This is a genomic window from Acidaminococcus fermentans (genome assembly GCF_009696675.1).
Lineage (GTDB): Bacteria > Bacillota > Negativicutes > Acidaminococcales > Acidaminococcaceae > Acidaminococcus.
Genome location: NZ_VULN01000001.1, coordinates 48966 through 62473, shown reverse-complemented (window position 1 = coordinate 62473; position 13508 = coordinate 48966). Strand labels below are relative to the sequence as shown.

At 58.9% G+C, this 13508-nt stretch carries 14 protein-coding genes; 13 read left to right on the top strand and 1 reads right to left on the bottom strand.

Translation table 11 applies throughout. The features are described from left to right. Window positions 1-2: 2 nt before the first annotated feature. Genes FX155_RS00305 through pyrE form a run of 4 tightly spaced genes read left to right on the top strand, consistent with a single transcriptional unit; the run spans window position 3 to window position 3007 of the window. A complete protein-coding gene (locus tag FX155_RS00305; RefSeq protein ID WP_022486614.1) occupies window positions 3-770 on the top strand; it encodes a dihydroorotate dehydrogenase electron transfer subunit in 768 nt (255 codons plus the stop codon). After that, window positions 764-1702 carry a dihydroorotate dehydrogenase gene (locus FX155_RS00300; RefSeq protein ID WP_154487288.1) on the top strand — a complete coding sequence of 313 codons (939 nt, stop codon included), beginning with the start codon at window positions 764-766 and terminating at the stop codon, window positions 1700-1702. Before FX155_RS00305 ends, FX155_RS00300 begins: the two co-directional genes overlap by 7 nt. Window positions 1703-1714: 12 nt before the next feature. Further along, window positions 1715-2434 carry an orotidine-5'-phosphate decarboxylase gene (gene pyrF, locus FX155_RS00295; RefSeq protein WP_022486612.1) on the top strand — a complete coding sequence of 240 codons (720 nt, stop codon included), beginning with the start codon at window positions 1715-1717 and terminating at the stop codon, window positions 2432-2434. Continuing rightward, window positions 2435-3007, top strand: coding sequence for an orotate phosphoribosyltransferase (gene pyrE, locus FX155_RS00290; protein WP_154487286.1), 573 nt, complete (start codon window positions 2435-2437; stop codon window positions 3005-3007). Window positions 3008-3091: 84 nt separating this feature from the next. On the opposite strand, the gene FX155_RS00285 is transcribed toward pyrE, so the two are convergent. Further along, on the bottom strand, window positions 3092-3313 hold the full coding sequence (locus FX155_RS00285; protein ID WP_022486910.1) for a DUF1858 domain-containing protein: 222 nt from the start codon (window positions 3311-3313) through the stop codon (window positions 3092-3094). Window positions 3314-3781: 468 nt separating this feature from the next. Between FX155_RS00285 and mraZ the strand changes: the two genes are divergently transcribed. The 9 genes from mraZ to murC all read left to right on the top strand — a co-directional run bounded on the left by mraZ (window position 3782) and on the right by murC (window position 13508). Next, on the top strand, window positions 3782-4201 hold the full coding sequence (gene mraZ / locus FX155_RS00280; protein ID WP_229778381.1) for a division/cell wall cluster transcriptional repressor MraZ: 420 nt from the start codon (window positions 3782-3784) through the stop codon (window positions 4199-4201). Window positions 4202-4235: 34 nt separating this feature from the next. Next, entirely contained in the window at window positions 4236-5165 is a 930-nt protein-coding gene (gene rsmH, locus FX155_RS00275) for a 16S rRNA (cytosine(1402)-N(4))-methyltransferase RsmH (RefSeq protein ID WP_022486908.1), read from the top strand. A gap of 28 nt (window positions 5166-5193) precedes the next feature. Further along, the gene (locus FX155_RS00270; RefSeq protein WP_022486907.1) at window positions 5194-5610 is read left to right on the top strand and encodes a septum formation initiator; all 417 of its coding nucleotides are present in this window, start codon (window positions 5194-5196) and stop codon (window positions 5608-5610) included. Window positions 5611-5728: 118 nt separating this feature from the next. Continuing rightward, window positions 5729-7222, top strand: coding sequence for a UDP-N-acetylmuramoyl-L-alanyl-D-glutamate--2,6-diaminopimelate ligase (locus FX155_RS00265; RefSeq protein WP_154487282.1), 1494 nt, complete (start codon window positions 5729-5731; stop codon window positions 7220-7222). Continuing rightward, a complete protein-coding gene (locus FX155_RS00260) occupies window positions 7215-8597 on the top strand; it encodes a UDP-N-acetylmuramoyl-tripeptide--D-alanyl-D-alanine ligase (protein ID WP_022486905.1) in 1383 nt (460 codons plus the stop codon). Before FX155_RS00265 ends, FX155_RS00260 begins: the two co-directional genes overlap by 8 nt. After that, the gene (gene mraY / locus FX155_RS00255) at window positions 8591-9553 is read left to right on the top strand and encodes a phospho-N-acetylmuramoyl-pentapeptide-transferase (RefSeq protein ID WP_022486904.1); all 963 of its coding nucleotides are present in this window, start codon (window positions 8591-8593) and stop codon (window positions 9551-9553) included. The genes FX155_RS00260 and mraY overlap by 7 nt, the downstream gene beginning before the upstream one ends. A gap of 76 nt (window positions 9554-9629) precedes the next feature. Continuing rightward, window positions 9630-11003 carry a UDP-N-acetylmuramoyl-L-alanine--D-glutamate ligase gene (gene murD, locus FX155_RS00250; RefSeq protein ID WP_154487280.1) on the top strand — a complete coding sequence of 458 codons (1374 nt, stop codon included), beginning with the start codon at window positions 9630-9632 and terminating at the stop codon, window positions 11001-11003. Continuing rightward, window positions 11000-12109 (top strand): undecaprenyldiphospho-muramoylpentapeptide beta-N-acetylglucosaminyltransferase, encoded by a 1110-nt coding sequence (gene murG, locus FX155_RS00245; protein WP_022486902.1) that lies wholly within the window; start codon window positions 11000-11002, stop codon window positions 12107-12109. The genes murD and murG overlap by 4 nt, the downstream gene beginning before the upstream one ends. Window positions 12110-12122: 13 nt before the next feature. Then, window positions 12123-13508, top strand: coding sequence for a UDP-N-acetylmuramate--L-alanine ligase (gene murC, locus FX155_RS00240; RefSeq protein WP_022486901.1), 1386 nt, complete (start codon window positions 12123-12125; stop codon window positions 13506-13508).

Sequence of the window (13508 nt, the reverse complement as noted above, 5' to 3'; positions counted from 1 at the left end):
CCATGGCAGTATATATGGAAGGAACCATTGTCCGGCAGGAGAAACTTTCCGGGGACATCCGGCTCATGGAAATCCGCTGTCCGGAAGTGGCGGCAGCGGCCCAGCCGGGACAGTTTGTGACGGTACGGGTGAACAAGCTCCATCAGCCCCTGCTCCGGCGGCCCTTCGGGGTGGCCGGGGTGGACCGGGCGGCCGGGACTTTTTCCCTGATGTACCGGATCGTGGGAGAAACCACGGAACTTATGGATGCCATGGAGGCCGGGGACCCCATCAGTGTGGTGGGGCCCCTGGGCCACGGGTTCCATCTGGGGGCCAAACGGGGTCTCCTGGTGGGCGGCGGCATGGGCCTGGCCCCTCTCCACTTTTTGGCCCAGGCGGACCCGGATCACAAAATGGAAGTGATCGTAGGGGGCCGGACCAAAGCGGAAGTGTTCTGGGCGGACCTGTTCAAGGACAAAACCGCCAAACAGTATGAAACCACCGATGACGGATCCTACGGGGTGAAGGGCACGGTGAACGCGGTGCTGCCCGGGCTTCTGGCCACGGGACAGTATGACTGCGTGTACGTGTGCGGCCCCAGCCCCATGATGAAGGCTGTGGTGGAAGTGGTGGACCAGTACGGGGTGCCCTGCCAGGTATCCCTGGAAAAATACATGGGCTGCGGCCTGGGTGCCTGTCTGTCCTGCTCCTGCGAAGGAAAAGGCGGCAAGCGGATGAAGATCTGCAAGGACGGCCCGGTGTTCTGGAGCCAGGAGGTGGTGGAATGGTGAAGCCTTATGAAGATCCCCGGATGCAGGTGAACCTGGCGGGGGTGATCATGAAGACACCGGTGACCACTGCTTCCGGCACTTTCGGGTTCGGTCTGGAATTTACGGATTTTCTCAACCTGGACCATATCGGCGCCATTACCGTAAAGGGGACCACCCTGAAGCCCCGGCCCGGAAACAAGGGCCAGCGGCTGGTGGAAACCCCGGCGGGAGTGCTGAACTGTGTGGGGCTGGAAAACCCAGGAGTGGAATACTTTTTGAAGGAAACCCTGCCCCATCTCCGGCAGGTGACCAAGACCCCGGTGATCGTGAACATCGACGGGGACAGTGCGGAAGACTACGGCACCCTGGCGGAAATGCTGGATGTGGACGGAGTGGACGCCATCGAGCTGAACATTTCCTGTCCCAACGTGGCCCAGGGGGGCTTGGCTTTCGGCACCGACTGCCATGCGGCAGGGGAAGTGGTGCAGGCAGCCAAGTCCCATACCCATAAGCCGGTGATCACCAAGCTGTCTCCCAATGTGACGGACATTACGGAAATTGCCCGGGCGGTGGAAGCCGCCGGCACCGACGCCATTTCCCTCATTAATACATTGGTGGGGATGAAAATCGACATCCAGAAGAAGCGGCCGGTGCTGGGAAACATCGTGGGAGGCCTTTCGGGCCCGGCGGTGCACCCGGTGGCCGTGCGCATGGTGTACCAGGTGGCCCAGGCAGTGAAGGTGCCTCTTATCGGCATGGGGGGTATCAGCTGCTGGCAGGATGCGGTGGAATTCATCCTGGCTGGGGCCACGGCAGTGGCTGTGGGCACCTGCAGCTTTACGGATCCCAGCCTGGCGGAAACCATCAGCCAGGGGATCCAGGATTATCTGGACGCCAGCGGGGCGGCTTCTCTGGAGGAACTCCGGGGACAGGCCCTGCCGGGACGGAACTGAGGAGTGGAACCCATGGATGCAAGAGACAGACTGATCACGGCCCTGGATTTCCCCACCTTTGACCGGGCCAAAGCCCTGGTGGAAGAACTGGGGGATGCAGTGACCTTTTACAAAGTGGGGATGGAACTGTTCTACGGGGCCGGTCCGGACATCATCCGGTACCTGAAGGACAAGGACAAAAAAGTGTTCCTGGATCTGAAGCTCCAGGACATCCCCAATACGGTGGCTCACAGCCTGGCCGTGCTGACCCGGCTGGGAGCGGATATCATGAACGTCCACGCGGTGGGCGGCCCCAAGATGATGGCGGAAGGCATGAAGGCGGTGAAGGAAGCGGCGGCGGAACTGGGCCGGCCTGCACCCAAACTGATTGCCGTCACCGTGCTCACCAGCATGGATGAAGCCCAGTGGAAGCCTCTGAACTATGCCAAACCCATTGGGGAAGAGGTACTGGACCTGGCGGCCCTTACCAAAGAAAGCGGCCTGGACGGGGTGGTGGCTTCGCCCCGGGAAGCGGCCGGGATCCGGGAAAAATGCGGGAAAGATTTCCTCATTGTGACCCCTGGGGTGCGGCCGGCCTGGGCTGCCACCAACGACCAGAGCCGGATTGCCACCCCGGCGGCTGCCATCGGCAACGGGTCCACCCATCTGGTGGTGGGACGGCCCATTACCCAGGCGGAAAACAAACAGGAAGCTGTACGGAAGATCCTGGAAGAAATGGAAGGAGCTTTTTAAATGAACGATACAACGGTACTGCATATGCTGGAAGAAACCAACGCGGTGATGCATGGTCATTTTCTGCTGACCAGCGGCCTCCACAGCCCCACCTATGTGGAAAAATTCAATGTGCTGCAGCAGCCCCGGTACACGGAAGCCCTGTGCAAGGAAATCGCTGCCCGGTTCGTCAACGACAACGTGGAACTGGTGGTGGGCCCCATGACCGGCGGCATCCTGCTGGCCTATGAAGTGGCCAAGAACCTGGGCACCCGGTTCTTCTTTACGGAACGGGTGAATGGGAAGATGACCTTCAAGAGAGGGTTCCACATTGAACCGGGGACCCGGGTACTGATCGTGGAAGACATCGTCACCACCGGCGGCAGTGTACGGGAAGTGCTGGACGTGGTGAAAAGCGAAGGAGGCGTACCGGTGGGCGTAGGCCTCCTGGTGGACCGGAGCGGCGGCAAAGTGGATTTCGGCGTCCGCACCGAGCCTCTGCTGCGCCTGGACGTGGAAGCCTACAAACCGGAAGACTGCCCTCTGTGCAAACAGGGTGTGCCTCTGACCCAGCGGGGCCGGACGGGGAAATAAAAAAGGGGGTGTGAAAAAATTCACACCCCCGGTCACTGACCAGTGACAAAAAAGGGGCTGTCCGGAAGGACAGCCCCTTTTTCCTTATTTCTTTTCTTCCCCTTCAACTTCTGCAATGCAGTCGTTGATGTCGGCGATCAGGGCATCTACGTCGATGCCGTGGGCAGCGGCGCCCTGGCCGATGGTTTCGAAGTTGGCGGCCATGCAGCCGATGCAGCCCAGACCATACTGCATAAAAATGTTGACGATTTCAGGGTGCATCTGCACCGTTTCAATAATGCTGGAATCAGCAGTAACCTTTTCCATCTGAATCCTCCTCAATTACATTTAATGGGTATGATTTATTATACCATAGTCTGTCAAGGAACAATATGGCTAACGCAATGGCTAACGCATAACCCAGGCGCGGAATATGCACCCATCTACTTTGTCAGCAGCGGATTTTGACTGTGACATGTACGTCCTTGTACTATGTCCCAGTCAAAATCCGCTGCTTTCGCGTATCTGGGTACATCTTCCGCGCCTGGAAGGAATGGACTGGCTCATGCCATCCAGACTCGTGAATTTCGACCCATCTTCCGCGCCTGGCGGGAAATGGGGGCGGGCGGCCGGGCCTGCCGCCCCTACGGACCCGTGAGCGACCTAACCACCTGACCCTGCCCTCCGGGTGTCTTGACCGGTTTTTCATTGCTTTTTCATGGAAAACATTCTATAATGGGGAAAAGTGGTGGAAAGTGGCGAATTTTTTTGGGAAGGGTGGGATGGCCGATGCTGATGGGCGAATTTGAACATGCGCTGGACAGCAAGGGCCGTCTGTTCGTCCCGGCAAAGATGCGGGAGAACCTGGGCCCTTCCTTTGTTGTTACCAAAGGAGTGGACGGCTGTTTGGACGTGTACCCTCTGGAAGCCTGGGAAAAACTGAAGAACAGCTTTGCCCAGAAAATGATGCCCAAGCAGAAGATGCGGGATGTGTCCCGGTTCATTTTCGGCGGCGCCTGTGAGGTGGAGCCGGACAAACAGGGTCGGATCCTGCTGCCTGCCAACCTGCGGACCTATGCCCAGATCGGGGAAACGGCCCTGATCGTGGGGGTGGGGAGCAAGGCGGAAATCTGGGATGCCCAGCGCTATGCGGATTACACCAAGGCCGTGGAAAGCGATGTGGCGGAACTGATCGAAGAATTGGATTTTGAATAAAAGCGGTCAACGGCAGATAGAATGAGGAATAGAGATGGAATTTGTCCATAAAAGTGTATTATTGGAAGAAAGTGTCCGGTGGGTGGTCACGGATCCCAAGGGGATCTATGTGGACTGTACGCTGGGCGGGGCCGGCCATTCCCACCGGATTACGGAACTTCTGGACCCGGAGGGGATGCTGATCGGCATCGACCAGGACGAGGACGCCATTGCAGCAGCCACCGAGCGGCTGAAGGACGCCCCGTGCCAGGTAAAGATCGTCCACAACAATTTCCGGAACCTGGATGCCATCCTGGAAGACCTGGGAATCCCCCAGGTGGACGGGATCCTGTTCGACCTGGGAGTGTCCTCCTATCAGCTGGATACCCCGGAGAGGGGGTTCTCCTACATGCATGACGGGCCTCTGGACATGCGGATGGACCAGGAGGCCAGCCTGACGGCGGAACAGGTGGTGAACCGGTACAAGGAAGACGACCTGGCCGGGATCATCTACAAATACGGGGAAGAACGGTGGGCCAAACGGATCGCCCAGTTCATTGTGGCAGCCCGGAAGGATCATCCCATCCGGACCACCGGGGAACTGGTCCACATCATCAAGGCGGCCATTCCCAAGGGGGCCCGTCAGGACGGACCCCATCCGGCCAAACGGACCTTCCAGGCCATCCGGATCGAAGTGAATGACGAACTGAAGATCCTGGATGCCACCATGGAAGCGGCGGTCCATCATCTGAAACCGGGGGGCCATATCGGGGTGATCACTTTCCATTCTCTGGAAGACCGGATCATCAAACAGGCCTTCAAACGGCTCCAGCGGGGATGCATCTGCCCGCCGGAACTGCCGGTGTGCGTCTGCGGACGGAAGCCGGAACTGAAAAAATTGAAGGAATTCACTCCCAGCGAAGGGGAGCTGGCGGAAAATCCCAGAGCCAGAAGCGCCCGGCTGCGGGGGGCCGTGAAGATCTGAAACAACAAACCAACGAAGGAGAGGCAGCATGGATACCAGGAAAAACAGCCGACCCATGGAGTGGCCGTCTCAGAAATACTATACCTACGGTTCTGCAGCCGTGCAGGAAGAGGAGACTCCTGCGCCTTCCCGTCCCCGGCAGCGGCAGCAGACGTCCAAACCGAAAAAAACCGTAAAGAAGGAAAATATTGTGCTGCGTCGGGTTGCATTTTATGCCTGTTTGGTATTATCATTAATATTCGTGAATGTGGCTCTCAGTCAGCTGTTCTTCGCCCGTTCTGACGATCTGGTAAAGCTCAAGGCCGTGGAGGCCCAGTGCCTGGACGAGAACGAGACCCTGAAAATCGACGTGGAACGGCTCCGGAGCCCGGAGCGGATCACCAGCATAGCCGAAAAGAAACTGGGCATGCAGACCGCCCGGAGCAACATTTATGTAAGAGAGTAGGCAGCGGAGCTGCCTTTGATTTGGGCAGCAGCCTGCCCGAACCGGGCCCGAAAGGCCCACATAGCCATTGGCAGACAGCCTGTTTTCCAGCTGTCTGCCAATCATAAGGGGGATCAACATGGAAAGAAAACTGCAGGATGTAATCAGACAGCTGCCTGGTGCCGTGGTTGCAGGGAATGGGGCAGATCGGACTGTTTGCGATTTGACCATCGATTCCCGGACCGCCGGTCCCGGCAGCCTTTTTATATGCATCAAAGGGGTCAACACCGATGGCCACAAATACATTGCCAAGGCCGCAGCCCAGGGCGCGGTGGCGGCCCTGACGGAAGCAGACACGGAAGTGCCGGAAGGGATGACGGTGATCCAGGTCCCCAGCACCCAGGAAGCGGTGAAGACCCTGGCACCCTGGTTCTACGACTGGCCTGCCCGGAAAATGCGGATGATCGGAGTCACCGGCACCAACGGGAAGACCACCACCACCAATATCCTCCGGACCCTTCTGACCCGGACCGGCCACAAGGTGGGGCTCATCGGCACCATCAACGTGATGATCGGTGACCAGGTCCGCACCAGCCACAACACCACCCCTGATGTGGTGGATCTGCAGAAAATGCTCTATGAAATGGTGGAAAGCCACTGTGACACCTGTGTCATGGAGGTTTCTTCCCATGCCCTGGCCCTGGACCGGGTGGCAGGGATTGAATATGATACGGCGGTCTTGACCAACATCACCCAGGACCATCTGGATTTCCACAAGACCATGGAAAACTACCGGGAAGCCAAGGCCCTGCTGTTCACCCGTCTCCATGAAGGGGTAAAGCCCAACAAGACGGCGGTGTTCAACAGCGATGACCCAAGCTCTGCCCTGATCATGCCCCGGGTGAAGACAAAGATCATGACCTACGGGAAGGGGAAGGACAACGATGTGTACCCCCTGACCTTCCACGTGGCCGCCACCCATATGGAACTGAACCTCCATACGCCGGTGGGAGAAATGGACCTGAAGCTCCACATTACCGGGGAATTCAACGTGTACAATGTAATGGGGTCCATTTGCGCCGCCATTGCAGAAGGCCTGACCCGGGAGGACATTATCCGGGGATTGGACGATTTCGCCGGGGTCCCCGGCCGGTTCCAGCTGATCCATGCAGGCCAGCCCTTTACGGTGGTGGTGGATTATGCCCACACCCCGGACGGCCTGGAAAACGTGCTGAAGACCGCCCGGCAGATCACCAAAGGGAAACTGTGGGTGATCTTCGGAGCCGGGGGAGACCGGGACCGGAAGAAACGGCCCATTATGGGGCAGATTGCCCTCAATCTGGCGGACATTGTCATCGTCACCAGCGATAATCCCCGGACCGAGGACCCGGAAGCCATTATCCGGGATATTGAAGAAGGACTGAAAGAAAATCCGGAAGGAAAAGAAATCCACAAGATCACCGACCGGCGGAAAGCCATCGACTATGCCATGGCCCATGCCAAACCGGAAGATGTGGTGATGATAGCGGGAAAAGGTCACGAAAATTATCAGATCCTGAAGGACCGGACCATCCATTTTGACGACGGAGAAGTGGTACGTGACTTTTTCCAGAAGGGGAAGACCAATGCTTGATGCTGCTTTGCTGAAAAACGCCCTCCAGGTGCCCATGGCCTTTGAGGACGGAGAAGAGTTCACGGATGTTACTACGGACTCCCGGGCCATTGTGCCCGGGTGCCTGTTTGTGGCCCTGAAAGGGGAAAAATTCGACGGCCACCGGTTCGTGGCCCAGGCCCTGAAAGACGGAGCCCGGGGAGGGGTGGTCTCGGAAGTGCCGGAAGGGGTGCCGGCGGACCGGTGCATCCTGGTGCCGGATACCCTGGAAGCCTACCAGAAGATCGCCAGCCGGTACCGGCTGGACAAAAAGGGACTGACGGTGATCGCCATTACCGGCAGCAACGGCAAGACCTCCACCAAGGACTGTATTGCTGCCGTGCTGGGAGAAAAATACCGGGTGATCAAGACCCAGGCCAACTTCAACAACGAAATCGGCCTGCCCAAGACCCTGCTCACCATCCGGGAGGATACGGAAATGGCTGTGGTGGAAATGGGCATGCGGGGCCTGGGACAGATCCGGGCCATGAAGCACATTGCCGTTCCCGATGCAGCGGTGATCACCAATGTGGGGGATACCCATCTGGAACTTTTGGGATCCCTGGAAAACATCGCCAAAGCCAAAAGTGAGATCCTGGAGGATTTTACGCCCCAAAACCATGCCTTTTTGAACGGGGATGATCCCCGGGTCAGCGTCATGAAAACGGGAGCCACGGTCCACACCTACGGCATCGACAGCGACGCAGACGTAAAGGCGGTGGAGATTTCCGCCGACGGTCTGGCCACCCGGTTCGTGTACCGGAGCCGGATCACCGGGAATACCCAGGAAGTGAAGCTGCCTCTGCTGGGACGGCACAATGTGATGAACGCCCTGGCTGCGGTGGCGGTAGGGGAAGTGTACGGCGTCCCTGACGAAGCCATCGCCCGGGGCCTGGAAAACCTGAAGATGACGGGCATGCGCCAGGAAATCCTCCATTTCGGCCCGGTGACGGTGATCAACGACGCCTACAACGCCAGTCCGGCTTCCATGGAAGTGGCGCTCCAGACCCTCCGGGATGTGGTGAAGAACCAGGGGAAAGGCCGGGCCGTTGCAGTGCTGGCGGATATGCTGGAACTGGGGGCCCATTCCCAGAGCGGCCATACCCAGGTGGGGGAATGGTGCGGAAAATACGGGGTGGAAGAACTGATCTGCTACGGACCGGAAAGCCGGTACACGGCGGAAGCGGCTGAAAAAGCCGGGGTTCCCGTCCACTATGTGGAAAACAAGGAGGCAGCGGCTCCCGTACTGGCCAATCTGGTCCGGCCCGACGATGTGGTGTTGCTGAAGGGCTCCCATGGGATGGAAGTCTTTTCCCTTATTGATACGGTGTTCCGGAAGGGGGCCAAAACATGCTGAGCGGTGTGGGCATCCTGGTCACTTCCTTTGTACTGACGGCCATTTTCGGCCGGTTCCTGCTGCCGCTGCTCCACAAATGGCATTTCGGCCAGAGCATCCGGGAATGCGGGCCCAAGGAACATCTGAAGAAAAACGGTACTCCCACCATGGGAGGCCTGATGATGATCGCCGCGGCCATTGTGGCTTCTCTGGTGTGGATCCCGCTGGATTCCCGGACCATTGTGGCCCTGTGGCTGTTTGTGGGATACGGGGTCATCGGGTTCATCGATGACGGCCTGAAGATCTTCTTCAAGCGGAATCTGGGGCTTACCTCCAAACAGAAGATGGCCCTCCAGATCCTGGTGGCGGCTGTCTACCTGCTGTATCCCGGAGACGTGACCGTATACAGCACCCGGATCTGGGTACCGGTGGTGAACGCCACTGTGGACCTGGGAGCCGGGTATTACCTGTTCCTGCTGCTGCTCCTGGTGGGCACCACCAATGCGGTGAACCTGACCGACGGCCTGGACGGACTGGCTTCCAGCGTAACCATTCCGGTGATGCTGGCTTTTGCCTATATCGGCTTTGCCAGCCATCTCCTGCCGGAAGCCCTGTTTGCCCTGTCCATTGTGGGCTGCTGCCTGGGCTTTCTCATTTACAACCATCACCCGGCCAAGTGCTTCATGGGGGACACCGGTTCCCTGGCTCTGGGCGGGGCGGTGGCTGCCGTGGCCATCGGGACCCATACGGAACTGCTCCTGGTGGTGATCGGGGGTATCTACGTGCTGGAAGCCCTGTCTGTAATGCTCCAGGTGGGGTATTTCAAAATGACCCACGGGAAGCGGATCTTCCGGATGGCTCCTCTCCATCACCATTTTGAACTGGGAGGCTGGAAGGAAGTCACTGTAGTGAAGCGGTTCTTCCTGGCCAGCTGCCTGTTCTCCCTGCTGGGGGTGGGGCTGTATCTGGCCAGGTAAAAGGTCACGGGTCTTGAGTCACGAGTCTCGAGACCCGGTCTGCTGAACGATAAACATAAACTTGGGGGGCATCATCATGGATGACAAAAAGAAAATCTTTGTGTACGGGGCCGGAATCAGCGGCCAGGGCGTTGCAGAAGTCCTGGCCCAGAAGGGCTCTGCCGTAATCTTATACAACGATGACAAAAAGGACCTGGATCCGGCCTGGCTGAAGGCTTTTGAAGCCCGGGGCGGGGAATATGTCCAGGAGACGGACCCGGAACCCTATCTGGAACAGTGCCATCTGTTCATTATCTCTCCCGGGATCCCCTTTACTACGGAAACGGTGAAGAAGGCCCGGGACCTGAAAATGGAAATCATCGCCGAAGCGGAAGAAGCCAGCCGGCTGTACAAAGGCCACTGGTGCGCCGTAACCGGCAGCAACGGGAAGACCACCACCACCACCCTTTTGGGAGAAATGCTGGCCACCCTGCCGGTGAAGACCACCGTAGCCGGGAACATCGGCTTTGCCCTCAGCAAGGAACTCCAGGACCTGGACGCAGATTCCTGGGTGGCGGCGGAACTGTCCAGCTTCCAGCTGGAAGGGACCACCAGCCTGGCCCCCGATGTGGCCTGCATTGTGAACATCACTCCGGACCATTTTGAACGGCACGGGGACATGGCCGGCTATGTGGCCGCCAAATCCAAGATCTTCGCCTTCCAGACTCCGGATCAGATCCTGATCCTCAACGCTGACGACCCGGTTTCCAGCAAACTGGGGGACAAGGCCAGAAGCCGGGTGGTCTGGTTCAGCACCCAGAAGGTACTGCCGGAAGGGGGCTTCATCGAAGACGGCTGGTTCACCCTGGCCCTGGACGGGAAGAAGGAAAAGATCTGCCAGGTGTCCGATCTCCAGATCTTCGGGGCCCACAACGAACAGGACGTGCTGGCGGCCTGCCTGTCCGCCCATTTCGCCGGAGTCACTCCGGAAAACATGGCCCGGGTGCTGAAAGCCTTCCGGGGTGTGGAACATCGGCTGGAATATGTGACCACCATCAACGGGGTGAAATACTACAACGATTCCAAGGCCACCAACACCGATTCCGCCATCAAGGCCCTGGAAGCTTTCAAAGACGGCCATGTGATCCTGCTGGCAGGAGGCCACGACAAAATGACCAGCCTGGATGATCTGATGGAAGCGGTAAAGGCCAAGACCGATGCCCTGATCCTTTTGGGAGAAGCCCGGCAGCGGTTCTGTGAAGCAGCCAAAAAACACGGAGTCCAGAACATCATCATGATCGACGGCACCTTTGAAGATGCAGTGCGGAAGGCTTATGCCATAACAAAAGCCCCTCAGGTGGTGCTCCTGTCCCCGGCCTGCTCTTCCTATGACATGTTCGCCAACTTCCCGGAACGGGGCCGGGTATTCAAGCAGATCGTCCATGATCTGGCCAAGGAGGCGGAAGCGTGAAAGTCGTACTGTCCGGCGGGGGCACCGGCGGCCACATCTATCCGGCACTGACCATTGCCGGGGCGCTGCGGCGGCTGGACCCTGACTGTGAAATCACTTTTGTGGGGACCCGGAAAGGGCTGGAAAAGGACATCATCCCCCGGTACGGATATCCCCTGGAATTCATCAAAGTGGCAGGCTTTGAACGGCATCTGGGCCTGGGCACCCTGAAAAGCGCCGGAGAACTGCTCCTGGGGCTGAAGGAAGCCTACACCCTGCTGAACCGGATCGATCCGGACCTGGTGATCGGCACCGGGGGCTACGTGTGCGGCCCCATTCTGTTCTGGGCGGCCATGAAACGGGTGCCCACCTGCATCCAGGAACAGAACGCCATGCCCGGGGTCACCAACAAGATCCTGTCCCGGTTTGTGGACCGGGTGTTCCTGGGCTATAAAGAGGGAGCCAGGTATTTCGCCTCCCATGCCCAGAAAGTCTATACCGGCAACCCGGTACGCCAGGAGATCCTGGATGCCAGCCGGGAAGAAGGCCTGAAGAAGTTTGGCCTGGATCCGGACAAGACCACCTTGCTGGCCTTCGGGGGCAGCCGGGGGGCCCGGACCATCAACCAGGCCATGGTGACTGTGGAACAGCAGCTGGCCGGGAATCCCCGGATCCAGATCCTCCACGCCACCGGCACCGTAGGGTATGAAAAGCATGCGGAAGCCCTGGGAGACCAGGTGCTCCATGCCGGGAACATCCATGTGGTGCCCTATCTCCACGATATGCCCCTGGCCCTGGCAGCGGCGGATCTGGCGGTTTCCCGGGCGGGAGCCATCGGGCTGGCGGAACTGATGGTGAAGGGAATCCCCTCCATCCTGGTTCCCTATCCCTATGCCACAGCCAACCACCAGGAATACAATGCCCGGGCCCTGGCGGCCAAAGGAGCGGCCCTGGTGGTGCTGGACAAGGACCTGAACGGGGACTGGCTGCTGGGAGAAGTGGAAAAACTGCTCCAGGAACCGGAACGGCTGGAGACCATGCACCGGAGCGCCCTGCGGTGCGCCATGCCCCAGGCGGCGGATGCCATTGCGGAACAGGCACTGGCACTGGCCGAAGGGAACAAATAGGAGGAAGAGACCATTGGTTGATCTGGATAAAATCAAAAACATACATTTCATCGGCATCGGGGGAGCGGGGATGAGTGCCCTGGCCTACGTGATGATCAAACGGGGGTACCATGTGTCCGGCTCCGATGCCAAACCCGGGTACATGGCCACCAAGCTGGCCAAGGAAGGGGCCCTGGTATTCATCGGCCACGCTGCCTGTCAGATCGAACGGGCGGAAGTGGTGGTGGTGTCCACTGCCATCCATCCTGACAACCCGGAACTGGTGGAAGCCCACCGGCGCCAGGTGCCGGTGATCCACCGGAGCGACGTGCTGGCGTATCTCATGAACAAGCACAAGGGGATTGCGGTGGCCGGGGCCCACGGGAAGACCACCACCAGCTCCATGCTCAGCTGCATCACCAGCGACTGCGGCCTGGATCCCACCATTGTGGTGGGGGGCATCGTAAACAACCTGGGGTCCAATGCGGCCAACGGCAAAAGCGACTATGTGGTGGCAGAAGCCGATGAAAGCGACGGCTCCTTCCTGAAGTTCAATCCCTACATTGCGGTGGTCACCAACATCGAAGACGACCACCTGGACCATTACGGCAGCCAGGAAAACATCCAGAAGGCCTTTGCTCAGTTCGTTTCCCAGATCAAGGACGAAGGCTGCGCCGTATTGTGCTATGACAACGACCGGGTGCGGACCATCGGGGAAGCCACGGACAAAAAGGTGATCAGCTATGGCATCGACAGCCAGGATGCAGATTACCAGGCCAGGAACATCATCTACGGCACGGACGGTACCCATTTCGATGTGGTGTACCAGGGAGAGACCATCGGTCAGGGCCATCTGATCATCCCCGGCCGGCACAATGTGCTCAATTCCCTGGGGGCCATTGCCGCTGCCCGGGAACTGGGACTGCCCCTGCCGGACATCCTGGCTTCCCTGGAAAAATTCAGCGGAGCCAAGCGCCGGTTCGAAACCAAGGGGAAAGTGGACGGCGTCTGGGTGGTGGACGACTATGCCCACCATCCCACGGAAATCATGGCCACGCTGAAGGCGGCCCGGCAGACCCATCCGGAACGGCTGATCGTGGTGTTCCAGCCTCATCGGTACACCCGTACCCAGCTGCTCCTGGACGAATTCGCCGTGGCATTTAAAGATGCGGACCGGCTGATCGTCACCGACATCTATGCAGCCAGTGAGGATCCCATTCCCGGGGTCACCGGAAAAATGCTGGCGGACAAGGTACGGACCACCACCGGTCAGGAAGTGGAATACATGGCTGACCAGCCCACCATCCTGGACCATCTGGAACATGAGGCCCAGAGCGGGGACCTGATCATGACCATCGGGGCCGGGGACATCTACAAACTGGGAGAACATCTGGTACAGGCACTGGAACGGAGGAACTGA

Bases quoted from the DNA above. Each gene is read 5' to 3' on its own strand.
- FX155_RS00305 (WP_022486614.1), top strand. From the start codon at position 3: ATGGCAGTATATATGGAAGGAACCATTGTCCGGCAGGAGAAACTTTCC.
- FX155_RS00300 (WP_154487288.1), top strand. From the start codon at position 764: ATGGTGAAGCCTTATGAAGATCCCCGGATGCAGGTGAACCTGGCGGGG.
- pyrF (WP_022486612.1), top strand. From the start codon at position 1,715: ATGGATGCAAGAGACAGACTGATCACGGCCCTGGATTTCCCCACCTTT.
- pyrE (WP_154487286.1), top strand. From the start codon at position 2,435: ATGAACGATACAACGGTACTGCATATGCTGGAAGAAACCAACGCGGTG.
- FX155_RS00285 (WP_022486910.1), bottom strand. From the start codon at position 3,313: ATGGAAAAGGTTACTGCTGATTCCAGCATTATTGAAACGGTGCAGATG.
- mraZ (WP_229778381.1), top strand. From the start codon at position 3,782: ATGGGCGAATTTGAACATGCGCTGGACAGCAAGGGCCGTCTGTTCGTC.
- rsmH (WP_022486908.1), top strand. From the start codon at position 4,236: ATGGAATTTGTCCATAAAAGTGTATTATTGGAAGAAAGTGTCCGGTGG.
- FX155_RS00270 (WP_022486907.1), top strand. From the start codon at position 5,194: ATGGATACCAGGAAAAACAGCCGACCCATGGAGTGGCCGTCTCAGAAA.
- FX155_RS00265 (WP_154487282.1), top strand. From the start codon at position 5,729: ATGGAAAGAAAACTGCAGGATGTAATCAGACAGCTGCCTGGTGCCGTG.
- FX155_RS00260 (WP_022486905.1), top strand. From the start codon at position 7,215: ATGCTTGATGCTGCTTTGCTGAAAAACGCCCTCCAGGTGCCCATGGCC.
- mraY (WP_022486904.1), top strand. From the start codon at position 8,591: ATGCTGAGCGGTGTGGGCATCCTGGTCACTTCCTTTGTACTGACGGCC.
- murD (WP_154487280.1), top strand. From the start codon at position 9,630: ATGGATGACAAAAAGAAAATCTTTGTGTACGGGGCCGGAATCAGCGGC.